Annotated in this window: 16 protein-coding genes and 1 pseudogene; 10 read left to right on the top strand and 7 right to left on the bottom strand. The window is 65.8% G+C overall.

Going from position 1 to position 23,363, the window contains the following annotated elements:
- Positions 1-61: 61 nt before the first annotated feature.
- The 4 genes from ACUTR7_RS17060 to ACUTR7_RS17075 all read left to right on the top strand — a co-directional run bounded on the left by ACUTR7_RS17060 (position 62) and on the right by ACUTR7_RS17075 (position 7,154).
- Positions 62-3,892 carry an ATP-binding protein gene (locus tag ACUTR7_RS17060; RefSeq protein ID WP_445609365.1) on the top strand — a complete coding sequence of 1,277 codons (3,831 nt, stop codon included), beginning with the start codon at positions 62-64 and terminating at the stop codon, positions 3,890-3,892.
- A gap of 66 nt (positions 3,893-3,958) precedes the next feature.
- Complete coding sequence (locus tag ACUTR7_RS17065) at positions 3,959-5,251, top strand: Zn-dependent hydrolase (RefSeq protein ID WP_445609366.1); 1,293 nt, start codon at positions 3,959-3,961, stop codon at positions 5,249-5,251.
- A 254-nt stretch (positions 5,252-5,505) separates the two neighbouring features.
- Entirely contained in the window at positions 5,506-6,489 is a 984-nt protein-coding gene (locus ACUTR7_RS17070; RefSeq protein ID WP_445609367.1) for a Bug family tripartite tricarboxylate transporter substrate binding protein, read from the top strand.
- Between the two features lie 110 nt (positions 6,490-6,599).
- A complete protein-coding gene (locus ACUTR7_RS17075; RefSeq protein ID WP_256974407.1) occupies positions 6,600-7,154 on the top strand; it encodes a bacteriohemerythrin in 555 nt (184 codons plus the stop codon).
- A gap of 90 nt (positions 7,155-7,244) precedes the next feature.
- Here the strand turns inward: ACUTR7_RS17075 and ACUTR7_RS17080 are convergent, their stop codons facing one another.
- The 3 genes and pseudogenes from ACUTR7_RS17080 to ACUTR7_RS17090 form a co-directional block, all read right to left on the bottom strand.
- Positions 7,245-7,682 (bottom strand): universal stress protein, encoded by a 438-nt coding sequence (locus tag ACUTR7_RS17080; RefSeq protein ID WP_012206159.1) that lies wholly within the window; start codon positions 7,680-7,682, stop codon positions 7,245-7,247.
- A gap of 99 nt (positions 7,683-7,781) precedes the next feature.
- Entirely contained in the window at positions 7,782-8,564 is a 783-nt protein-coding gene (locus ACUTR7_RS17085; RefSeq protein WP_043791151.1) for a 2OG-Fe dioxygenase family protein, read from the bottom strand.
- Positions 8,565-8,710: 146 nt separating this feature from the next.
- Positions 8,711-9,510: pseudogene (locus ACUTR7_RS17090) on the bottom strand (IS5 family transposase).
- Positions 9,511-9,788: 278 nt separating this feature from the next.
- Here ACUTR7_RS17090 and ACUTR7_RS17095 point away from each other — a divergent pair.
- Together ACUTR7_RS17095 and ACUTR7_RS17100 are read left to right on the top strand one after the other, a co-directional pair.
- Positions 9,789-12,164: a S8 family serine peptidase gene (locus tag ACUTR7_RS17095; protein WP_445609368.1), complete on the top strand. Its 2,376-nt coding sequence runs from the start codon at positions 9,789-9,791 to the stop codon at positions 12,162-12,164.
- A gap of 39 nt (positions 12,165-12,203) precedes the next feature.
- A complete protein-coding gene (locus tag ACUTR7_RS17100) occupies positions 12,204-12,521 on the top strand; it encodes a hypothetical protein (protein WP_016446364.1) in 318 nt (105 codons plus the stop codon).
- 169 nt (positions 12,522-12,690) lie between these two features.
- Here ACUTR7_RS17100 and pobA read toward each other — a convergent pair whose 3' ends face one another.
- Positions 12,691-13,866 (bottom strand): 4-hydroxybenzoate 3-monooxygenase, encoded by a 1,176-nt coding sequence (pobA, locus tag ACUTR7_RS17105; protein WP_013801914.1) that lies wholly within the window; start codon positions 13,864-13,866, stop codon positions 12,691-12,693.
- 170 nt (positions 13,867-14,036) lie between these two features.
- On the opposite strand from pobA, the gene ACUTR7_RS17110 reads away from it, so the two are divergent.
- Entirely contained in the window at positions 14,037-14,819 is a 783-nt protein-coding gene (locus ACUTR7_RS17110) for an IclR family transcriptional regulator domain-containing protein (RefSeq protein WP_445609369.1), read from the top strand.
- 40 nt (positions 14,820-14,859) lie between these two features.
- Here the strand turns inward: ACUTR7_RS17110 and ACUTR7_RS17115 are convergent, their stop codons facing one another.
- Positions 14,860-15,759 (bottom strand): LysR family transcriptional regulator, encoded by a 900-nt coding sequence (locus tag ACUTR7_RS17115; protein WP_012206163.1) that lies wholly within the window; start codon positions 15,757-15,759, stop codon positions 14,860-14,862.
- Positions 15,760-15,963: 204 nt separating this feature from the next.
- On the opposite strand from ACUTR7_RS17115, the gene ACUTR7_RS17120 reads away from it, so the two are divergent.
- On the top strand, positions 15,964-16,971 hold the full coding sequence (locus ACUTR7_RS17120; RefSeq protein WP_013801912.1) for a Bug family tripartite tricarboxylate transporter substrate binding protein: 1,008 nt from the start codon (positions 15,964-15,966) through the stop codon (positions 16,969-16,971).
- Positions 16,972-17,046: 75 nt separating this feature from the next.
- On the opposite strand, the gene ACUTR7_RS17125 is transcribed toward ACUTR7_RS17120, so the two are convergent.
- Both ACUTR7_RS17125 and ACUTR7_RS17130 read right to left on the bottom strand, forming a co-directional pair.
- A complete protein-coding gene (locus ACUTR7_RS17125; protein ID WP_445609370.1) occupies positions 17,047-18,189 on the bottom strand; it encodes a DSD1 family PLP-dependent enzyme in 1,143 nt (380 codons plus the stop codon).
- Positions 18,190-18,200: 11 nt separating this feature from the next.
- Positions 18,201-18,605, bottom strand: coding sequence for a GFA family protein (locus tag ACUTR7_RS17130; protein WP_013801910.1), 405 nt, complete (start codon positions 18,603-18,605; stop codon positions 18,201-18,203).
- Between the two features lie 143 nt (positions 18,606-18,748).
- Here ACUTR7_RS17130 and ACUTR7_RS17135 point away from each other — a divergent pair, with 143 nt between their 5' ends.
- Complete coding sequence (locus ACUTR7_RS17135) at positions 18,749-19,096, top strand: low molecular weight protein tyrosine phosphatase family protein (RefSeq protein WP_445609371.1); 348 nt, start codon at positions 18,749-18,751, stop codon at positions 19,094-19,096.
- A 165-nt stretch (positions 19,097-19,261) separates the two neighbouring features.
- Complete coding sequence (locus tag ACUTR7_RS17140; RefSeq protein ID WP_445609372.1) at positions 19,262-23,350, top strand: TOMM system kinase/cyclase fusion protein; 4,089 nt, start codon at positions 19,262-19,264, stop codon at positions 23,348-23,350.
- Positions 23,351-23,363 lie beyond the last annotated feature (13 nt).

Genomic DNA, 23,363 nt, shown 5'->3' on the forward strand with positions numbered 1-23,363 from the left:
GGTGCCCGGACCCGACAACGCAGGCCGGCCTTCGAAGCCTGCAAATTCTCTGGGAGAACCTGTGGATTCAGAAGACGGTTTTGGATTCCTGCCGCAGCGCGGCGAAATGGCATCGCGCGTGCGCGCCCACGACTGGGCGGCCACGCCCCTGGGCGCGCCGCAGAACTGGCCGCAAAGCCTGCGCAACGCCGTCAGCCTGATGCTGGGCTCGCGCTTTCCCATCATCATCTGGTGGGGCGATGACTTCCGGCTGATCTACAACGACGCCTACATTCCCTTCCTGGGCACCAGCAAGCACCCCGGGGCACTGGGACAGGCCGGCGCGCAGTGCTGGCGCGAGATCTGGAACGACATCGGCCCCATGCTGGAAAGCGTGCTGCGCACGGGCCAGGCCACCTGGTCCACCGACGCGCGCTACTTCTTCGACCGCGATCTGCCGCAGGAAGAAGTCTTCGTCACCTTCACCTACGGCCCCATCCTGGCCGATGACGGCGTCACCGTGCAGGGTGTGTTCTGTCCGTGCACCGAGACCACCGAAAAAATCGTCAGCCGGCGGCGCCTGGAGACGCTGCACCGCCTGGGCATACGCACGCTGGACATGCACAGTGCCAAGGACGCGGGCGAGAAAGTCTGCGCCGTGCTGGATGAAAACCGCTACGACGTTCCCTTCGCCATCATTTACGAATGCCAGGCCGCCCCGGATGCGCACAGCGCAGACGCCGACCGCCCAGCCTTCAAACTGCTGTGCTCCACCGGCATGGACATCGACCTGGCGGCAGACCCCACGCCCTGGCCGCTGGAGCAGGCCGTGCAATCGGGCCAGCCCGCCACCGTGGACCTGGCACAGCTGGGCCTGACCCTGCCGGGCGGCCCCTGGCCCGAACCCTCGCGCCTGGCGCGCATCGTGCCTGCCCGCTGGTCGGGCGATGGCCAGGTGTCCGGCGTGCTGGTGCTGGGCGTCAGCCCGCGCCGCCCGCTGGATGCGGAGTACTGCGCCTTCCTCGATATGGTGGCAAGCCACACGGGCAGCGTTGTCGCGCATGCCGTGGCCTATGAACAGGAAGCGCGTCGCGCCAAGGCCCTGGCCGAAGTGGACCGCGCCAAGACCGTGTTCTTCTCCAACGTCAGCCACGAGCTGCGCACGCCGCTGACACTGATCCTGGGGCCGCTGGACGACGCCCTGCGCGAACACGGCGGCCATCTGCCGCCCGATCAGGCGCAGATGGTCCACCGCAACGCGCTGCGCCTGCAAAAGCTGGTCAACGCCCTGCTGGACTTTGCGCGCATCGAGGCCGGGCGCATGCAGGCCAGCTACGAGCCCACGGACCTGGCCCGCGCCACGGCCGAGCTGGCCAGCGTGTTCCGCTCGGCCATGGAGCAGGCGGGCCTGCAGCTTCGCGTGGACTGCGCGCCGCTGGACGCGCCGGTCTACGTGGACCAGGACATGTACGAAAAGATCGTGCTCAACCTGCTGTCCAACGCCTTCAAGTTCACCTTGCACGGCGAGATCGCCGTGGCGCTGCACGACGTGGGCAATGCGGTGGAACTGTCCGTCAGCGACACCGGCTCGGGCATTGCGCCCCAGCACCTGCCCCAGCTTTTTCAGCGCTTTCACCGCATTCCCGGCAAGCCGGCCCGCACGCACGAGGGCACGGGCATAGGCCTGGCCCTCGTGCAGGAGCTGGTACGGCTGCATGGCGGCACCATCACGGTCAGCAGCACGGAGGGCGAAGGCAGCCGCTTCACCGTGCGGCTGCCCAAGGGCAGCGCGCACCTGCCGGCCGAACAGGTGGCCACCATCGCGCAGTGGCCCGGGCACGGCGCGGGCGGGCGCCCGCTGGCCGCACGCCAGCTTGTGGACGAAACCCGGCAGTGGATGCCGGGCGATTCCCCCGAGCACGCCCCGCACCCCCAGCACGCCCCACATGCCCCAGATGCCCGGCACGCCCCCCATGGCATGCCCGCTGCGGCCGAATCGCAAGGCCCCCGGCCGCGCATCGTCTGCGCCGACGACAACGCCGACATGCGCGGCTACATCGGCCAGTTGCTGCGTCCGCTGTACGAGGTGGAAATCGTGGGCGACGGCCGTGCCGCGCTGGACTGCATCCAGCGCCAGCGGCCCGACCTGGTGCTGGCCGACGTGATGATGCCCGTGCTCGACGGCTTCGCGCTGCTGCATGCGCTGCGCAGCGACGCGGCCACGCGCTCCATCCCCGTCATCATGCTGTCCGCGCGTGCGGGCCAGGAGGCGCAGGTCGAAGGCCTGCGCGCAGGCGCGGACGACTATCTGGTCAAGCCCTTTTCGGCGCGCGAGCTGCTGGCGCGCATCGCATCGCTGCTGCAGCTGGTGCGCGTGCGCGAACAGGTCCACGTCGCCGTGCAGGCCAACGAGAAAAAGCTGCGCGCCATCATCGACCAGATGCCTGCGGGCGTGGGCGTCTCCGACATGAGCGGCACCATGGTATTGAGCAATGCGCTCATGGACCGCTTCGTGCCGCGCGCCATTCCTTCCACCCTGGCGGACCGCCTGCCGCGCTGGAAGGGATGGGATGACAAGGGCCAGCCCATTGCCCCCGAGAACTGGCCCGGCAAGCGCGCGCTGCGCGGCGAAGTGGTCATGCCGGGGCTGGAGATGCTGCACACCGACGACGATGGCCGCGAATGGTGGATGCGCGTCAGCTGCGCGCCGCTGCGCGATGACGACGGCCAGCTCATAGGCACCTGCTCCGTCATCCAGGACATCACCGAACTCAAACAGGCCGAGTACCACCTCAAGGAAGCCGACCGACGCAAGGACGAATTCCTGGCCACGCTGGCGCATGAGCTGCGCAATCCGCTGGCGCCCATCAGCCACGGCCTGCAAATCCTCAAGCGCACCGCCAACGGCGACGACAGCGTGCGCCACAGCCACGAGATGCTGGAGCGCCAGGTCAACCACATGATCCGCATGGTGGACGACTTGCTGGAGGTCTCGCGCATCACCACGGGCAAGGTCCAGTTGCGCAAGGAACTGGTGGACCTGAACGATGTGCTGCAAGGCGTGGTGGCGGCCAGCGGCGCGGTCATGGAGGCAGGCAGCCACCAGTTGCGCCTGGAACTGCCCCCCGCGCCCGTGTCGCTGCTGGCCGACCCGATGCGGCTGGCGCAGATGGTCTCCAACCTGCTCAACAATGCCGCCAAGTACTCGCACTCCGGCGGCCACATCGTTCTGTCCGCCTGGACCGATGGCGCGCAGGCCGTGGTCTCGGTACGCGACAACGGCATCGGCATCCCGCCCGCCCTGCTGGGCAAGGTGTTCGATCTGTTCATGCAGGTGGACCGCAACGGCCGCCGTGGACAGGGCGGCCTGGGCATCGGGCTGACCCTGGTGCGCAGCCTGGTCGAGATGCACGGCGGCAGCGTGCAGGCGCTCAGCGAAGGCAAGGGCCAGGGCAGCGAATTCAGGCTGCACCTGCCCCTGCCCACCCAGGCGCAGCCCCTGGCGGGACAGGCACCGAATGCCCAGCCCGAGGATGCAACGGCCTTCGGCCGCATCCTGGTGGTCGATGACAACATCGACGCCGCCGACACCCTGGCCATGCTGCTCAGGCTGCTGGGCGCCGAAGTCGAGATTGCCCGCGACGGCCCCGGCGCCCTGGCCATGCACGCGGCGTTCAGGCCCGAAGTGGTGCTGCTGGATATCGGCCTGCCCGGCATGGACGGCCTGGAGGTCGCCCGCCGCATCCGTGCCGAGCACGGCCGCGACCAGGTCGTGCTGATCGCGCTCACGGGCTGGGGGCAGGAGGAGGACCTGAGACGATCGCGGGAAGCCGGCATGGACCACCACCTGGTCAAACCCGTGAGCTTCGACACCCTCGAGCGTCTGCTGGCGGGCCTGCGCCCCCTGCCGTGACGACTGCTTTTTTCGCGCGAGAATTCGGGCTGCCCGATCCAGCTGCTCCAGACGCCACCGAGACCGATGACCGCCCTGCCCGCTTCCTCCGCCCCCAACCTTCCCCCCATCAATGCCGAGCGCCTGTGGCGCCGCGTGGAGACCCTGTCCACCTTCACCCTGCCCGACGTGCCGTGGACGCGCCGCGCCTTCTCCCCTGAATTCGACCAGGCCCGCGCCTGGCTGCGCGGGCAGTTCGAGGCTGCGGGCATGCAGGTCCATCTGGATGAGGGCGGCAACCTGGTGGGCCGCCTGCCGGCTGCCCCAGGCCCGGTGCAACGCGCTCCCATCTCCACCGGATCGCACTGCGACACCGTGATGATGGGCGGGCGCTTCGACGGCATCATCGGCGTGCTGGCCGGCATCGAGGTCGCGCACTGCCTGCACGAAAACGGCATCGCCCTGCAGCACCCGTTCGAGGTGATCGACTTCCTGTCCGAAGAACCCAGCGACTACGGCATCTCCTGCATAGGCAGCCGCGCGCTGTCGGGCAAGCTGGACGCCGCCATGCTGGCCGCCCGCAACCCGCAAGGCGAAACCCTGGCCGAAGGCATGCGCCGCATCGGCGCGCGGCCCGAGGCGCTGGACCGCCCGCTGCGCAGCTCCGGCGGCACGGCCGCCTTTGTGGAACTGCACATAGAGCAGGGCCCGGTGCTGGAGCAGCGCGGCCTGCCGATCGGCGTGGTGACGAACATCGTGGGCATACGCCGCGTGAGCTTCACCGTGCGCGGCCAGGCCGACCACGCAGGCACCACGCCCATGGACATACGCCAGGACGCGCTGGTGGGCGCGGCGCGCATCATCGATGCGGCCAACCGCAAGGCCGCCGCGCTCAATGGCCAACCCCACTATGTGGTGGCCACCGTGGGCCGGCTCTCGCTCACGCCCAATGCCTCCAACGCCGTGCCGGGCCTGGTCGAGATGATGATGGAAGTGCGCAGCGACCACGCCGGCGTGCTGGAGCGCTTCCCCGAGGAACTGCTGGCCGAAGTCCTGCCCGGCCTGGCAGCCTTGCGCGTGCGTGCCGAGATGGCCGACGTGAGCCGCTCCCAGCCCACGGACTGCGCCGCGCCCGTCATGCAGGGCGTGGAGCAGGCCTGCGACAACCTGGGCTACGCCCACATGCGCATGCCCAGCGGCGCTGGCCATGACGCCGTCTACATGGCGCCCACCGGACCCATCGGCATGATCTTCATCCCCTGCCTCCACGGCCGCAGCCACGCACCCGAGGAGTGGATAGAACCCGCCCAGCTGCTGGACGGCACCCGGGTGCTGTACGAGACGGTGCGCGTGCTGGACAGGCAGTTGGCGCAGGCCTGAGCGCCTGGCCTGCGGCTAGGGACCAAGGCGGCATAAAATAGCCCGCTTCCCTCTGGAGCAGGCACAAGCTGCTCCTTGGTGGAAGCCCCTGTGGCACAGATTGCGGAAATCCGCCCAAATAGCGGGTTTCCCAATGCAAGATGGCGGAACCACCCTCCCCGATCATCGACAACCCACCGCATGGGCGACCCGGCACTGCCGGTCCGCTGCGAGAGGGTTGCACCGCCCCATCAGACCCTGGAGTTTCTTCTTTCATGTTCCGCCAACTGATCACCTGCACCGCCGTGGCCGCCGCCATGGGCATGAGCTTTTCCGCAGCCGCCCAAGGTGCGGCTGCCGACTATCCGAACAAGCCCGTGCGCATGATCGTGCCCTTCCCGCCCGGCGGCGGCACCGACATCCTCGCGCGCGTGGTGTCCAACAAGCTCACCGAAGTCAGCAAGTGGACCGTGGTGCCCGACAACCGCGCGGGCGCAGGCGGCACCATCGGCATCACCGAGGCCGCCAAGGCAGCGCCCACGGGCTACGACATGGTCATGGGCCAGAAGGACAACGTGGTCCTGGGCCCCTACCTCTACAAGAACCTGCCCTGGAACCCGGTCAAGGACCTGGTGCCCGTGGCCCACGTGGCCTACACGCCCATCGTGATCGCCACCAGCGTGAACTCGCCCTACAAGACCCTGGCCGACATCGTGGCCGCTGCCAAGCAGCACCCGGGCAAGGTGACCTACGGCTCGCCGGGCAATGGCACCAGCATCCACCTCTCGGGCGTGCTGCTGGAGAAGGCCGCAGGCATCCAGCTGGTGCACGTGCCCTACAAGGGCTCCAATCCGGCATTGATGGACGCGCTGGCCGGCAACGTGGACCTGCTGGTGTCCTCCGTGCCCTCGGCCATCGGCCAGATCAAGGCCGGCAAGCTGCGCGCCATCGCCGTGACCTCGGCCAAGCGCTCGTCCTCGCTGCCCGACACGCCCACGCTGGCCGAATCGGGCCTCAAGGGCTTTGACGTGAGCACCTGGTACGGCCTGTTCATGCCCAAGGGCACGCCCACGGCCGTCGTGACCAAGGTCAACGCCGAAGTGAACAAGCTGCTGGCCATGCTCGAAGTGCGCGACGCCATCCAGACCCAGGGCGCCGAGCCCCAGTCCATGAGCGTGGCCGACTTCGACAAGATGTTCCAGGCCGACTTCAAGCAGTCCAAGCAGATCGTCGAGTCCTCGGGCGCCAAGATCGAGTGACATGCCTGCGGTGCCAGGGCTGCATGCCCGGCACCGCCTGCAATGGCCAACGCCGCATTTCATTGATGCAGATCAGCCTGATCTGCATCAAGGAGCTATGTGACAGTCCCGTGAATACTTCTCCGGAAATCACCGAATTCCTGGAGAACGTCATGGCATTGCTGGTCTGGGTCCCCGAGCTGGACACCGGGATTGCAGAAATCGACCGGCAGCACCGCCGCATCGTCGATTACATCAACAAGCTCTACGAGCTGCGCTCGTCGCCCGACCGCGAGGCCCTGGGCGATGTCATCGGCGAGATGATCGACTACACCGTCTCGCACTTCGTGTTCGAGGAAAGCCTGATCGAGAGCGCCGGCTACATGTTCGCCGGCCCGCACAAGAAGGTGCACGAGCTGTTCACGCGCCGCGTGATCGAGATGCAGACCCGCTTCGATGCGGGCGAGGACGTGGCCGCCGAGCTGCACGGCATGCTCTCGCGCTGGCTGTTCAACCACATCCGCAACGAAGACACCGGCTACGTGGACTCGGCCAAGGCCTATCTGCGCATGGCGCGCGAGTCCAGTCCTGCCGCCGAGAAGGAAAGGCTCAAGAACGAAGTGCTGCAGGAGCTGGAGCTGCAGCGCAAGAAAAAGGGCTGGCTGGCACGGCTGCTCAATCGCTGATCACCCTCTCCCCTTGCAGCGCACCAAGAAAAACGGCTCCCGAGGGAGCCGTTGACGTTTCACCCGGCGAAGGGCCGAGCGGCCCGGTGATTACTCGCGCACCACCAGCACCGGCACGCGCACGGCGCCCAGCACGCGCTGGGTCACGCTGCCCAGCATCAGCTTTTCCAGGCCACGGCGACCTTGCGAGCCCATGATGATCAGGTCGGCGCCCGTGCTCTCGAGCACGCGCACGATGCCTTCGTGCACCGCATGGCCTTCGCCCACCACGGTGGTGGCGGTGATGCCGGCCTCGTCGGTGATCTTCTTGACGGCGTCCAGCGTGGTGTTGGCCTCGGCCGTGGCCGCGCTCAGGTACTGCGACTGGCCGTAGGCGAAGTCGGCGCCCACGCCCGTGAACGGATAGGGGTCCACCACGTAGACCGCCGTCAGCGTGCTGCCAAAGGCCTTGGCCAGCTCCACGCCCTTGTGAACCGCCAGCATCGAGCTGTTGGAGCCGTCCACGGGAACCAGGATGTGCTTGAACATGCGTTTTCTCCTTTGTGCTTGGCCGCCGTCAACAATCGGGGGCGGCCGGGTCGATGAACCAAAGTGTGCGCCCATCATGCGCCAGCGTCTTGAGCTGCATCAATCCTTGCGGCGACGCGTCAGCTCCGAGCCCTGGAAACCCTGGCGGCGATAGGTCAGCACCAGGGTATCGCGCACGCCGCCCGGCTGCTCTGGCTGGATGGGCGTGGTCTCGTGGATCATGCGGGCATCGTCCAGCAGCATCACCGACCAGGGCTCGGTCAGCGTGAAGCGCTGGCCGCTGGGGCCCGTGGCCTCGAAGATGCGTGTCTCGCCGCCCTTCACGCCCTCGCGCCCGACCAGGATCACGGCCACCAGGTCCACGCCGTCGCGGTGCGCGCCTTCGGGCGTGGGCCGGCCAATTCCGTCCGTGGTGTCGATGCGGAACTGGTGGGACTCGATGAACCAGCGCTCGTGCTGCACATCATCGCCCTGGGCGCAGAACACCTGGTCGGACAGGCCGGCCAGCGCCAGCAGCAGCCGGCTCCAGGTGGCGCTTTGCGCCGTGGCGTCGCGCATGGGATCGAACATGCGCAGCATGCCGCCATGCAGGGCGTTGTATTCCACCGGCTGCCAGTGCGCGCGGTGCTCCACCTGCTGCAGCCCGTCCTGCCCCGCGATGAAGCAGGAATGGCGGCGGCGCCGGTAGCGCCCGCCGTCCTTCAGAAAGGCATCGGGCGGCAGCTGGGCCCAGTCGGCATCGAGCGCATGCAGCTCGGTCAATGACACGCCTGCCCAGGCCGCGAATTCATCGGGGCGCAGCACCGCATAGCCTGCGTCGCGCAGCGACTGCGCTGCATTCTGGGGGGCGATATAGGGAGGAGGAAACGTGATGTGCGCCATAACCCGGCAAGCTTACTCCTGGCGCGTGGCCCGGGCAGCGATCCGGAGCGCAATTTTATGCAGCGCTGTGGCAACCTGATCGCACCCATCAGATGGCCGTAGGCCACCTTCTTGTCTGCAGCAACCGTTGCAAACACAACACCCGGTTAGACTGGCCAAAACCACCGATACACGACACGTGTGCAGATAGTCGCCACTGCCAATTTCAGCAGCACTTCGCGTGTATCCAGCCGTGGTTCAAAGCGGATTCGCAACTTGCCAAAGCCTGCAAACCAGCTTTGCGTCTCTCGCTTGCCCAACCGCTCGCTACTCTCAACGCCTCGTCTGGCAATCCAACCAATGATGCCCCGCTGTCCCAGGTGGGCTCGGCATCCCTTGAAGTCGTAGCCTTTGTCGGCGTGCCGCTTTGCAGGTCTTTACGGGGACGTCCTGCCAAGCCGGTAATCGTAGGAATCACGTTCACGCACTCCTCGAACATCTTGGAGTCATGCCTGTTCGCACCGCTGACCAAGATCGTCAGCGGGATGCCCCTGGCGTCTACAACAATGTCTCGCTTGGAGCCAAGCTTGCTTCTGTCCGTCGGGTTGGGCACCGTCTCCTGCCCCCGGGGCTTGGCACCCAGGAGCCATCAATGCTGACCCAGCTCCAATCAATCTGGTTATGTTCACGCAATCGAGTCAGTATGGCCTGGTGTAACCGCTCCCAGACACCAGCAGCGTTCCAGTCGCGCAGGCGCCAACAGCAAGTCATGCCGCTGCCGTATCCAAGGGATTGGGGAAGGTCTTCCCATGGAATGCCTGTTTGCAGCACGAACAAGATGCCGTTGAGGGCGGCTTCATCGCTGACTGCGAGCTTGCGCGCACCGCCTTTGGTAGAAGGCACGAAGGCAGGGAGCAGACGGTTGTAGCTGTCGCCACAGTTCTTTGCTTGCGGTTCCTCGTGCCATGAGGGCGGCGAGCATAACTGCTTTGCGGAGGCCTGTGACGAAGTGGTGTTAGCCACTCTTATCCGAATGCTGAGGGGCCTCAGTGCCACAACTGCACGGGAAAGATTGGATGACGTCCTGCGCGCCTTGCTTGCTTCAAGGTCGCCGTTTTTCAACCACTGGCGAGACAGATGGCAAAGCCACAAACCCACCACGAGAAACATTTCGTCACCTAAAATGGCATTAAGTCTCAGACAGCAAGATCTTCAGCACCTTCTCCGTCCTCAAGAAAGGGCATTGTGAACAAAGCAGCCAACAAAAATCCTGATGGAAAAACACTCGCCGTCATCAGCGCCAAAATATTTTCCGCCTTCGGCTTGGCTCTGACACTATCGTTGGCTGCCAGTGCCCAAGAACGCGTACTGCTTGCAGCGCAGGCCGACACGCCCGTTGCTCAACGCCAGGATGAATCCACCATAGCCTCCCTGAGCGGGCTCCAACAAACTGCCGTACAAGCAGGCAGCGTGAGGGTTATCGTTGGTCTGCGTGTACCTTTCTCGCAAGAGGCTTGGTTGCCAGCCTCCGCCGTAGCGGAACAGCGCGACGAAATTGCACTGATGCAATCATCGATGCTGCGCCGCCTTCCCTCGCTGGCGACGACGCCCCACTCCGTGGACCGCTTTGAGACCATTCCCTTCATGGGTTTGACCGTGACTCCTGACGAATTGGCCGATCTGGCCAACTCACCTGAAGTCATCAGCATTGAACGGGACCAGCTCGCCGTCCCCAACTTGCACTACAGCGTCCCCCACATTGGCGGAAATACCGCCTTGGCTTCCGGATACAGCGGAGCTGGCCAGACGGTGGCCGTTCTGGACTCAGGCGTACTCAAAAACCACTCCTTTCTTCAAGGAAAGGTCGTTTCCGAAGCTTGTTACTCTTCGGTCTCAGGTACAACCATCCAATCGCTCTGTCCTGGAGGAGCTACGGAGTCAACGGCAGTCAACTCTGCCTTGCCCTGCAGCCTGGACGGCTGTGATCATGGAACACATGTTGCAGGCATTGTTGCAGGCTCAGGAACCAGTGACTTCTCCGGAGTCGCCAAGGATGCAAAGATCATTGCAATACAGGTTTTCTCCAGAATCAACGATTCGTCCGTTTGTGCTGACTTAGGTCGCTCCGCTCCCTGCACAGCATCGCGCAGCGTAGATCAAATCAAAGCCCTCGAACGCGTGTACAGCCTGAGAGGCCTTTACAATATTGCCTCCGTAAATATAAGCCTGGGGGGAGGAAACTACAACGGCACTTGCGATTCCCAACAGCCCAGCGTCAAGGCCATTATCGATCAACTGGCCAGCGTCGGAATTGCGACAGTGGTTGCTTCGGGAAACAATGGTTATACAGGCGGCATTTCTGCACCTGCCTGTATTTCAACAGCAGTCAGCGTTGGAGCCACCTGGGCCAGGTCAGGCTACACGAACAATTGCGAAGGAAATTATCTTGGAACATCAGCAGTTGACTCTGTCGCCTGCTACTCCAACTCATCATATTTCCTGAGCCTCTTGGCTCCCGGCTCTCAAATATACTCATCCCTGTTCAACAACACATACGGTTATCGTGATGGAACTTCGATGGCAGCACCCCATGTTGCCGGCAGCTGGGCTGTCATGAAACAGAAAAACCCCGGTGCAACTGTCACAGAAATACTGAATACATTGAAAAATACCGGAACACCGGTATCTGATCCACGCAACGGCATCATCAAGCCACGCATCAATCTGGCTGCTGCCCTTGGCATTACAGGCGGTGGCACCCAATACCGAACCCTTAGTGTGCAGACATCGGCAGGAGGAAGGATTAATAGCTCTCCAGCCGGCATAGATTGCGGCACTTCCTGCGCAGGCAGTTTCCCCAATGGCTCCTACGTGTCCCTTGTAGCGACGCCTAATACTGGATACGCCTTTGCAGGTTGGACAGGAGCCTGCACGGGTTATGCGAGCACTTGCAGCGTCCTTATGAACAGTTCCGTGAATGTAGCGGCCACATTCGTGGAGACAGCTGTGCAGGTCACCTTGGTGAAAGCAGGGCAAGGACAAGGAACCATATCGAGCAATGCTTACTCTTGCAATCAGGCCATGTGTACCTTCACGATTCCCCGAGGTACCATCCTGAGCTTGGCGGCCTCACCTGGATCTGGCAGCGTTTTTTCCGGCTGGAGCGGTGGGAATTGCTCTGGCACCGGTATGTGCGTCATCACGGTCGATAGCACCACCACCATTACTGCGACCTTCAATCCCGCTGACAATGGGACCTTGAAATATGTAACCCCGATTTCCATCTCCAATCTCTCAGGAGATCAAAACTCTGCCACGATCTACTCGGTCCTTATTCCACCCGGTGCAAGAAATCTGCAAATTGAAACGCGCGGCGGAACAGGAGATCTTGATCTTTACGTAAAGTATGGGCAACAGCCCACGTTAAATAATTGGGATTGCCGCCCCTGGGTTGGAGGAAACTCCGAAAAATGCAATTTTCCTTCTCCCACCCCGGGAACCTACTACATCATGACCCACGCTTTTTATAGCTATAGGGACGCCAGCCTGCTTGTCAGCTATCAGATCGGCAATGACACCAAGAAACTCCTAGTTCCGATTCTCATGCTGATGCTTGATTAAATGTAAAACCAACAGATTCACTCAATACTAAGGAACAAAATGCAAAAAATCCTCGCCGCCATTTTCTTTGCAGCGCAAACCATTGCCGCGACAGCTGGAACATCCTCCGGCAAGGTAACTACCTTGATCGTGAACGCGGATAATTACCTATTTTTCACTGCGGGAATAAAAACAGGCTCACCTGCCTGCGGCAATAATAATCAATGGGCAATCAACCTGGGAACAGCGCAAGGCAAATCCATCTACGTCATGCTTCTAGCCGCACAGATGCAGGATAAATCCGTTACTATTTTTGGCAAACAGACTTGCAAAGAATGGGGTGATCGCGAAGACGTTTCATATGGAACCATGGAATAACAAATCCTGTGTAATTCGGGAATAACACTTGCAGCAAGTGTTATTCCGTCCTGACATAGGCTGTGCGTTCAAAATTCGAGCTATGCGAGGCAGATGCTTCCGACTACTCTCGCTAGCTTCCGAACCGTTCACCATATAGCAAAGTTCTGAGCAACCCAACGCTGCTGAATCACACCAACGGCAACCCCACATAGTTCTCCGCCAGCGAGGTCGAGCCTGCACGGGAGTTGACGATGTAGTCCAGCTCCGCCTCCTGCACCTTGGTGTCGAAGCCGCCTGCATCGGGGAAGCGGTGCATGAGCGAGGTCATCCACCACGAAAAACGCTCGGCCTTCCAGACGCGGCGCAGGCATTGCTCGGAGTAGCCGTCGATGCCTTCGGGCGCCTTGTCGCGGTAGTACTGCGCGAAAGCGCTGGACAGGTAGCCCACGTCCGAGGCGGCCAGGTTCAGGCCCTTGGCGCCCGTGGGCGGCACGATGTGGGCCGCGTCGCCGGCCAGGAACAGGCGGCCGAAGCGCATGGGCTCGGTCACGAAGCTGCGCAGCGGGGCAATGCTCTTTTCCAGCGAGGGGCCGGTGACCAGGCGCTCGCGGGCCTCGGGGTCCAGGCGCAGGCGCAGTTCGTTCCAGAAGGCTTCGTCGCTCCAGTCCTCGACCTTTTCGGTCAGCGGCACCTGCAGGTAGTAGCGGCTGCGCGTGGCGCTGCGCTGGCTGCACAGTGCAAAGCCGCGCTCGGTCTGGGCGTAGATCAGTTCGTGCGAGACGGGCGGCGTGTCCGACAGCAGGCCCAGCCAGCCGAAGGGGTAGACCTTCTCGAAGGTGCGCACCTTGTCCTGGGGCACGCTGGCGCGGCAGATGCCGTGAAAGCCGTCGCAGCCGGCGATGAAGTCGCATTGCAGCTCATGGACCTGACCGTCCTTCTCATAGCGCACGACGGGGCTGTCGCCATCGAAGCCCACGGGCTGCACGTTGCTGGCCTCGTAGACCGTGGTCAGGCCCTCGGCGGCGCGCACTTCCATCAGGTCGCGCGTGACCTCGGTCTGGCCGTAGACCATGACGCGCTTGCCGCCGGTCAGGCCATGCAGGTCGATGCGGTGGCGCTGGCCGCCGAACAGCAGCTCGATGCCGTCGTGCGGCAGGCCTTCTGCGCGCATGCGGGCGTCGGCACCGGCCTGCTCCAGCAGGTCCACGGTGACCTGTTCCAGCACGCCGGCACGGATGCGGCCCAGCACGTAGTCGGCGCTGCGCTGCTCGATGATGACGTTGTCTATGCCTGCGCGGTACAGCAGCTGGCCGAGAAGCAGGCCGGCAGGGCCTGCACCGATGATGGCGACTTGGGTGCGCATTGATTTGTCTCCGTTGCGTTGTTCGATGTCATGGCCGGTTCATGCCATGGCCTGCGCCCAAGATTAGTTTTGAGGCAGCGCAAAGACGAGGGGCTGCAGCACGCGTTGCGCGGTTATCGCGCAATCTGCGCGACAATCGCGCACTACCTGCATACCCGCCCTCCCCGCCCATGAACCAGCCCTTTCCCATCGACCCGGATGACTTCATCGCCGGCCTGGCCAAGGGCCTGGCCGTGCTGGAGAGCTTCGACACCGAGCGCCAGCGCCTGAACGCCACCATGGCGGCCGAGCGCTCTGGAATCACGCGCACGGCCGCGCGCCGCCATCTGCTGACCTTGACGCACCTGGGTTATCTGGAGACGGACGGCAGCCATTTCTGGCTGGCGCCCAAGGTGCTGCGGCTGTCGGGCAGCTACCTGGCGTCGGCGCGGCTGCCGCGCATCGTCCAGCCCGTGCTCTACCGGCTGGCGGCGCAGACCCAGCTGTCGTTTTCCTGCGTGGTGCGCGATGGCCACGAGGTGGTCATCGTGGCGCGCAGCGCCCTGCACGAGCGCGGCCAGCGCCTCATGGCCCACGGCCTGCACCTGGGCAGCCGCCTGCCCGCCCATGCCACCTCCACGGGCCGCGTGCTGCTGGCCGCCCTGCCTGCGGCCGAGCTCAGGCAATGGCTGGCATCGCACGATCTGCGGCGCCTGACCGCCCACACGGTGACGGACAGCGCCGCGCTGGAAGGCGTGCTGGACGAAGTGCGCCGACAGGACTTCTGCCTGGCCCTGGAAGAGCATGAGCTGGCCGTGCAGGCCCTGGCCGTGCCGCTGCGCAACATGGAGGGCCGCACGGTGGCCGCGCTCAACATCGTGACCTCGCCCCAGCGCATGGCGCCCGCCGCCATGGCGGCCGAGCTGCTGCCGCTGCTGCAGGAGGCGGCGCGGGAGCTGCGGCCGCTGCTCTGAGGCCTGCTGGCCTGCGACCTGCCGCCGTCGCTGCAACCGCTCAGAGCGGCGCGCACACCAGCCGGCTCAGTTCGCGCAGTGCCAGCGAGGTCTTGCGGATCAGCGGCGTGGCCTTTTTCTTGGCCGACTGCGCCAGGCACAGCGTGCTCACCACATGGGGCGATTCGATGGGAATGCCCACCAGCTCGGCATCGGTCAGGTGGCTGCGCATCGCGCTGTCGGTCAGCGCGGCGTAGCCGTAGCCGCCGCGCACCAGGTCCAGGATGGCCGGCACGCTGGACACTTCCCAGACCACGTTGAGCTTGACCTGGGACAGCGTGGCCTGCGCTTCCATCAGCTTGCGGAAGATCTGGCCGTGCTGCGGCATGATCAGCGGAAACTGCGACAGCTCGTCAAAGCGCACGCCGCTGCGCCCGCCCAAGGTGCGCGCCGGGCCGATCAGGCACAGGCGCTCTTCCAGCACGGGCGTGACCTCGATGTGCGGATGCGGCTCGGGCGTGTAGACCAGGCCCAGGTCCATGCGGCCCGAAGTCAGCCATTCGGCAATGTTCATGGAAAAGCCCTCGACCACGGCCAGGCGGGCCTTGGGCATGTCCTTGCTGAACAGGTCGATCAGCGGCAGCGTCAGGCGCCGCGCCAGGCTGGGCGGCAGGCCCACCACGATGCGGCCCACGGGCTCGTCGCGCTGGCTGCCCAGATCCTCCTTGGCCAGCGCCACACGCTGCATGATGGCGTGGCCGTGCTCCAGCAGGCGGCGGCCCGCGTCGGTCAGCGTCACGCCGCGGCCGGTGCGGATCAGCAGGGTTTCGCGCAGCTCGGTCTCCAGCGCCCGCACCTGGCGGCTCAGTGCGGGCTGGGCCGTCTCCAGCAGCACGGCCGCCTTGCTGAAGCTGCCGGTCTCGGCCACATGCACAAAGGTCTCTATCTGCTGCAAATTCATGTTCTATCGTCTCCTCACTTATGCCATTTTGCTATAGCTGCTAGCGGCGGCGATGGCTAGGTGCTTTGCGGCGAACTGACACAATGCGGCGACTGGATCATCCAGCCGCTCCCGCAAGAGAGCGTAAAAAACAAGAGCGGCCCGTGCATTCCCGGCATAGGGCCAAGCCACCCAGCAAGCCCAACAGCGACTCGGAGACAAACCATGAAAGACAGCGCCTTCAGCATCAATCGCCGCCAGGCGGGCCTCGCCCTTGGCGCCCTGGCCCTGGGCGCGCTGGCGCCTGCGCGTGCCCAATCGGGTGCCGCCGCCAACTGGCCCACCAAGCAGGTGCGCATCATCAATCCGTTCCCCGTGGGCGGCGGGCCGGACGGCACCTCGCGCCTGGTGGCCGACAAGCTGGCGCGCCTGTGGAACCAGCCCGTCATCGTGGAAAACCGCCCTGGCGGCAACGGCTTCATCGCCATCGAGGCCTTCAAGCGCGGCGCCACCGACGGCACGGACATCATCCAGCTGGACAACGTCCACCTGGCCGCCTATCCCCACCTGTTCAAGAAGCTGCCCTACAACATCGACAAGGACTTCGAGGTCGTCCTGCCGCTGTTTCGCACCTTCTTCTTCGTCTGCGTGCCGGTCAACAGCCCCTACAAGACCGTGGCCGACCTGATTGCCGACGCCAAGGCGCGCCCCGGCAAGCTCAACTACGGCTCGTGGTCCGTGGGCAACCCGGTGCACCTGGGCTCGGCCCTGCTGGAGTCGCTGACGGGCACCAAGATGGAACACGTCATCTACAAGGAAACCAGCCAGCTGTACACCAGCGTGGCCACGGGCGAGCTGGCCTTTGCGCTGGGCTCCTCAGGCACGGCCGGCCCGCTGATGCGTTCGGGCAAGCTGCGCTTCCTGGCCGTGCTGGCACCCCACCGCCTCAAGGGCTATGAAGACGTGCCCACCGTGGCCGAGTCCGGCGGCCCGGCCGATGCCGTGGTCACCGGCTGGAATGCCTTTGCCGTCTCCAAGTCCACGCCGCCCGCCGTGGTCGAGAAGATCCGCCAGGACACCATGAAAGTCCTGCGCGAGCCCGACATCCAGCCCAAGTTCCAGACCTTCGGCTATGAGAACTACTTCCCCACGCCCGAGGAGTTCAAGGCCTTCATCGTCGAAGAGAACAAGCGCTTTGGCGACGTGATCCGCCGCGCCAAGATCGAGCTGTAAGCCACTGGCCACAGCAGGCCGCAGACGCAAAAAAGCCGCCGTGCCGCAAGGCCGGCGGCTTCTTTCATGCCGTCTTCAGCGCGACAGCCCGCGCGCCGCAATCGGCCACAGCGCGTGCACCACGCCGTCGTGCAGCACCACAAGCTCGTCGTGCAGGTTGAATGTCGGGTCCACGTGGGAGGGCAGCAACTGCAGCACGCTGCCCAGGGCGGGCGCCTGGGCGCCCGGCTCCACGCGCACCACGCTGTGCTCGTCGTTGATGGCCACGCAGCGCAGGCCCGGCGTGCCGTACACGGCAGGCGGCCCGCATTCGGCCGAGGTGGACTTCAGGCCCACGTCCAGGATGACGCGGTCCGGCGCGGGCGTGCTCATCACCGTGGACAGCAGGAACAGGCTGCTGCGAAAGGCCAGCGCCCCGTCCCACTCGTTGGCGCCGTAGTCACCATCCATGAAGGCATAGGAGCCCGGCTGCAGCTCGGTGTAGACGCCGCTGGCCGCGTCGAACTCCACGCTGCCCGTGCCGCCGCCCGTGATGGTGCGGCAGGCCATGCCGTTGTCGCGCAGCAGTTGCGCGCATGCCGCCGCCTGGCGCGCCGCCTCCCGGCAGACCTGCGCACGCTCTTCGCGGCTGCGCCGGTGCTGCACCGCGCCGTGGTAGGCCTGCAGCCCCGCGAAATTCACGCCCGGCAGGTCGTGCGCCTGCCGCGCCAGGGCCAGCACGGCCTCGGCTCCCGTGACGCCGCAGCGGCCCTGGCCCACGTCCACCTCCACCAGCACGTCGATCTCCACGCCCGTCTGCGACATGGCCTCGGACAACTGCACCAGGTTGGCCGCGTTGTCCACGCACACGGCCATGCGCGCACTGCGCGCCAGCCGGGCCAGCAGCGCGTGCTTGGCGGGTCCCACCACCTCGTTGCTGATCAGGATGTCGCGCACGCCGGCCGCCACAAAGGGCACGGCCTCGCTCACCTTCTGGCAGCAGATGCCGCGCGCACCCAGCGCCAGCTGGCGCAGCGCGATCTGGGGGCACTTGTGCGCCTTGGCATGCGGGCGCAGCGCCACGCCGTGGCGGTCGGCCCAGTCCTGCATGGTGCGCAGGTTGGCGTCGAAGACGGTCAGGTCCAGCGCCAGGCTGGGTGTATCGACCCGGTCGAGCGGATCGCCGGGCCGTGCGGCAGGCTCCATTGCCAGGCCGCTGGAGTCATCGTGCAGGGGCATGGGGCTGTGCCTCATTCCTGCGGGGGCGCGTATTGGGCGATGACCTCGGCCTCGGTCATGGTCGGCGTCTGGTTGGCGAAGTCGTAGTAGCCGGGCTTCTTGTCGATGTAGATCTGCGTGGCCAGCTCGAAGTCCTGCGACTCGAAGGCGCCGGCCGGCACGAAGTACTCGCCCGTGGCGTGCAGCCGGTAGTACAGGTGTGTGCCGCACTGCCTGCAGAAGGCGCGCTCGGCCCATTCGGAGGATGCATAGGTGCCGATGTGCTCGCCGCCCTCGAACTTCACATCGGGCCCGCAATGCACGGCCAGCATGGGGCCGCCGCCCCAGCGCCGGCAGTATCCACAGTGGCAGGCTCCGATTTCCCGGGCCTGGGGGGAGACAAAGCTGACTGCGCCGCAAAGACAATGACCGTTCATGGTGCGTGGACCTTTCCGTGGGTTGCAAGTAGCTGTGATTATTCACAGGTGCCGCGCATCATAGGCGATGGCGCGGCACCTGCAAACCGCGGCGCCCTACACTGCGCGCCAGTCCTCTCAACCACCCACCCCCCTTGTCAGCCATGCCCCGCAATGACAACCGCCTCAAGGTCCTCTTCGTCTGCAGCCGCAACCAGTGGCGCAGCCCCACGGCAGAGCAGGTCTGGCGCAGGCACCCTGCCTTGCAGGTGCGCTCGGGCGGCACCAGTGCGGGCGCCCGCCACCGCGTGTCAGCCGACGATGTGGCCTGGGCCGACGTGATTCTCGTGATGGAGGAAAGGCACCAGTACCGCCTCAAGGCCGATTTCGGCAGGCTGCTGGCGCAAAAGCGCGTGCATGTGCTCGATATTCCTGACGAGTACCGCTACATGGACCCGGAACTGGTGGACATGCTGCAGACCGCCGTCAGCGCACTGCTGCAACTGGACTGAGCGCCGGACGCCACGGCGACGGCAACCATAGGCAAGCACGTAGGCAAAAACAGTCAATTGCATTCGGACGTACGCTATAGTAACGAACGGTATCAAAAGCACGGTCTGCCGTATGACAAATGGACGACTGGATACCCTCCAGGAGGACCCCCAACCGAGGCTGAAATGCACGATGCCATCACCAACCCCACGCAAGCTGCGGTGACCCCGGTGGCGCCAGCCCCCCTGGAAATACCCGATTACGAACTGCTGGAAACCTTGGGATCGGGTGGCTACGGCACCGTCTACCGCGCGCGCCACCGGCGCACGGGTGCATCGGTGGCCATCAAGGTCGTCAGGCTGCAGGAAGGCGGCCGCCAGGTGGAGCGCTTCCACCGCGAGACCATGCTGTGCGCGTCCCTGCACCATCCGCACATCGTCCAGTTGCTGGACAAGGGCGAGCAAGGCGACTGCGTCTACGGCGTCTTCGAATATGTGCCCGGCGAGACCCTCAAAAGCCTGATCCGCCGCCAGGGCGTGCTGACTGCCGCCGAGGCCGGCCGCCTCATGGCCGAGGTGCTCGATGCGCTGGACTGCGCACACGCGGCCGGCATCGTGCACCGCGACCTCAAGCCCGACAACGTGATGGTCACCTCCACGGGCGCCGTGCGGCACGCCATGGTGCTGGACTTCGGCATCGGCACCGTCATTCCGCAGTTTGCCGGCCCGCAGGTCTCGCAACTCACCATGGGCGACGAGTGCCTGGGCACGCCGGCCTACAGCGCCCCCGAGCAGCTGCGCGGCGAGCCGCCCAGCGCCCGCACCGACCTGTATGCCTGGGGACTGATGTTCCTCGAATGCCTGACGGGCACGCCCGCCGTGCAGGGCGCCTCGGTGGCCGAGATCGTGCACCGCCAGCTCAGCCCGCAGGAAGTGCAGCTGCCGCCCGCCATCTCCACCCACCCCATCGCCACCTTGCTGCGCAAGGCGCTCAAGAAGCGGCCCGCGGAGCGCAGCGACTCGGCGGCGGCCCTGCTCAGGGACCTCATGCGCGTGCGGCTGGACGATCTGGTGGGCCAACTGCCCGCCGCCGCCCAGGTGCAGCAGGCGGACCTGACACGCACCGTGGCCACCACACGGGTGTTCTCCGAAGTGCGCCAGCTCACCGTGCTGTGCTGCAGCGTCTCCCTGTGGCCAGGCAGCGATACCCACGGCATGGACGGCACGACGGGCACCGCAAGCCAGCCCTCGCAGGGGCTGAACATCGAAGACATCGAACTGCTGCAGCGCGAGGAACTCACGCTGTTCTCCGACGTTGCCACCCGGCGGGGAGGCATGCTGGCGGGCACGCTGGGCGACCGCATGCTGGTGCTCTTCGGCTACCCGCACACCAGCGACACCGATGCCCGCCAGGCCGGCATGACGGCGCAGGAGCTGCTGACGCTCAGCCGCAGCCGCGCGGCCGCCATTGAGCAAGTCCACGGACTGCACCTCGGAATCCGCATGGGCCTGCACACCGGCATGGCCGTGGTGGTCGGCGGCGAAGCACCCTCGGGCCATGCCGTCAACGTGGCCATGCGGCTGGAGGCCATCGCCGATGCGGGCACCCTGCTGGCCAGCGAAAGCAGCCATCGCCTGCTGGCCCGCCATGCGCGCTTCGAGAAAGCCGGCAGCCTGCGCCTGCCCGGCCAGCCCACGGGCATGCAGACCTATCGCCTGCAGCTGGAACAGCCCGCCGAGCCACTGCCAGGGCCTGTGTCCGATGCGGCCTTGCAGTGCATAGGCCGCGAACCCGAACTGCAGCGCCTGAACGACGCATGGGCGCGGGCCCGCGAAGCCGGGGGCAATGCGCTGTGGATTCGCGGCGAGCCGGGCATCGGCAAATCCTGCCTGGCCGACATGCTGCTCGTCCACGCCAGGACACAGGGCGCGAACACCGTGGTGCTGCAATGCCAGCCCGAGCACCGCAACACCGCGCTGACCCCTTTCCTGGGCCTGATACGGCAGCGGCTGGAGGCGGCCGATCCCCCGCAGGACCACCGCGAGCAGATGCGCGAAGCCCTGCGCGCCGCAGGCTGCGATGCCGAGGCCGCCCTGCCCATTCTGTGCGCCTGGCTCTCGCTGCCCCTGGGCGACTGCGAGCCCAGCCGCATCTCGGCCGTCATGCAAAGGGCGCTGCTGCTGCAGTCCACCGCGCAATGGCTGCTGCACATGTCCGAAGCCGAGCCCTTGCTGCTGGTCGTCGAGGACGTGCACTGGGCCGACCCCACCAGCATCGAACTGCTGGAGCAACTGGTAGCGCGCCTGCCCGGGCGGCGCGTGCTGCTGGTGCTCACGGCGCGGCCGCAGTGGCAGCCGCCCGAAGGGCTGCAGGCCGAGTGCGTGGACGTGCGGCGCCTGGAAGACGCACAGGCCACCGAGCTGGCCCGCCAGACGCTGGCGCCGCGCAGGCTCAGCCCCGCCGTGATCCGCCACGTGGTGGAGCGCACCGACGGCGTGCCGCTGTTCATCCAGGAAATGGCGCGCATGCTGCTGGATGCCCACCTGGTGGAGCAGGACGGCGTCTGGGACTTTCGCCATGCCGGGCTGCCGGCCGCCATTCCGTTGACCCTGCGCGACTCGCTGGTCAGCCGCTTTGACCGCATCGGCCCGCTCAAGCCGCTGCTGCAACTGGCCGCCACCATGGGCCGGCACTTCGACTTCGGCCTGCTGTGCGCCTGCGTGGAACGCCCGCAAGGCGAGGTCGAGCAGGAACTGGCGCAACTGGGCCAGGCCGGCCTGGTCATTGCCGATGAACGTGCGGGCGCCGGCGCCTTCATGTTCCGCCACGCGCTGATCCGGGACACGGCCTACGAATGCATGCTGGCATCGCAGCGCCGGCTGCTGCACCGCGACGTGGCCCTGGCCCTGATGCAGCACCAGCCCCAGCGCGTTGCCGCAGAACCCGCAGGCGTGGCCCAGCACTGGGCAGACGCGGGCGACCATGCCCAGGCCGTGGCGCTTGCGGTGCGGCAGTTGCGCATCACGCAGCTGCGCTCGCTCAACGATGAAACCATTGCCTACGCGCGCCACATCGACGACTGGCTGCACCAGCTCCAGGGCGTGGCCCAGCGCGAGGCGCGGCTGGACGTCAACAGCTACGTGACCCAGGCGCTGATGAACAAGCACGGCTGGGCCCATGCCCAGGTGGTGGAAAGCATCGCGCTGTCGCAGGAGCTGCTGGCCGGCCCCGGCGCCAATGCGGTGGCCGACTACAAGCAGGTGCAGCACCTGTGGATGCTGATCACCTACCACCACGTGGCCAGTAACCGCGAGGAAGTGCGCCAGCTCAGCCACCGCCTGCTGGAGCAGGCCGTTCGCCAGCAGGACACGGGCGTGCTGGTGGCCGCGCAGACCTACCTGGGCCTGGCCCACTACTCCGACGGCCGATTCGAGCAGGCCGAAGAAGCGCTGACCGACGCCATCACCCGCTACGACCCCGTGGCCCATGCCCACCATGCGGCCGAGTTCGGCTTCGACACGCGCGTCTGGGCCACCTGCGGGCGCGCCCTGGTGCGCTGGTTCGCCGGCTTCGACCAGGCCGCGCTGGCCGATGCGAACGACGCCGTGCGCCTGGCGCACGAGGTCTCGCACATCCCCTCCCTGAGCATGGCCCTGCTCTACCAGGCCCTGGTCCACCAGGCACGTGGCGACAAGGAAAGCGCCTTGGCCACCACGGGCGAGCTGCTGGACATCACGGCCCGCTACGGCCTGCCCGCGTTCTCGGGCTATGCGGACATCATCCGCTGCTGGGCGCTGGGTGACAGCGCAGGCAGCGCCAGCGCCGAGGGCATTGAACGCGCCAGCGGCACGGCGCAGCTGCTCTGGGACATGGGCTGCCGCTACTGCCAGACCTACTACCGCTCCTTCGTCGCTGAAATGCTGGCGGCCAGCGGGCGCTGGGCCGAGGCCCTGGACAAGATCGACGAGTGCCTGCGCCTGGCCGACGTACTGGACGAACGGCTGCACAGCAGCGAGCTGCACCTGAAGAAGGCCCGCTTCCTGCTGGCCATGGGCGCCGACCACGCAGCCGTGCAGGACAGCCTGGCCCAGGCGGCAGGGACTGCGCGCACCGCCGGCAAGTACCGCACCGAAACCGAGGCGCTGGCCCTGTCGCAGGCCCTGGCACCCGCCAGGCCGGACGTGGCCGCGCGCCTGAGTGAGCTGGCCGCGCTGCGGCCTGAACTGTCCGTGCACCTGTCCGGGCCCCGGCCCGGCCAGGCGCATTTTTCTTGAACCGAGGATGAAG

It is taken from the genome of Delftia sp. NA_296.1 (assembly GCF_052692095.1).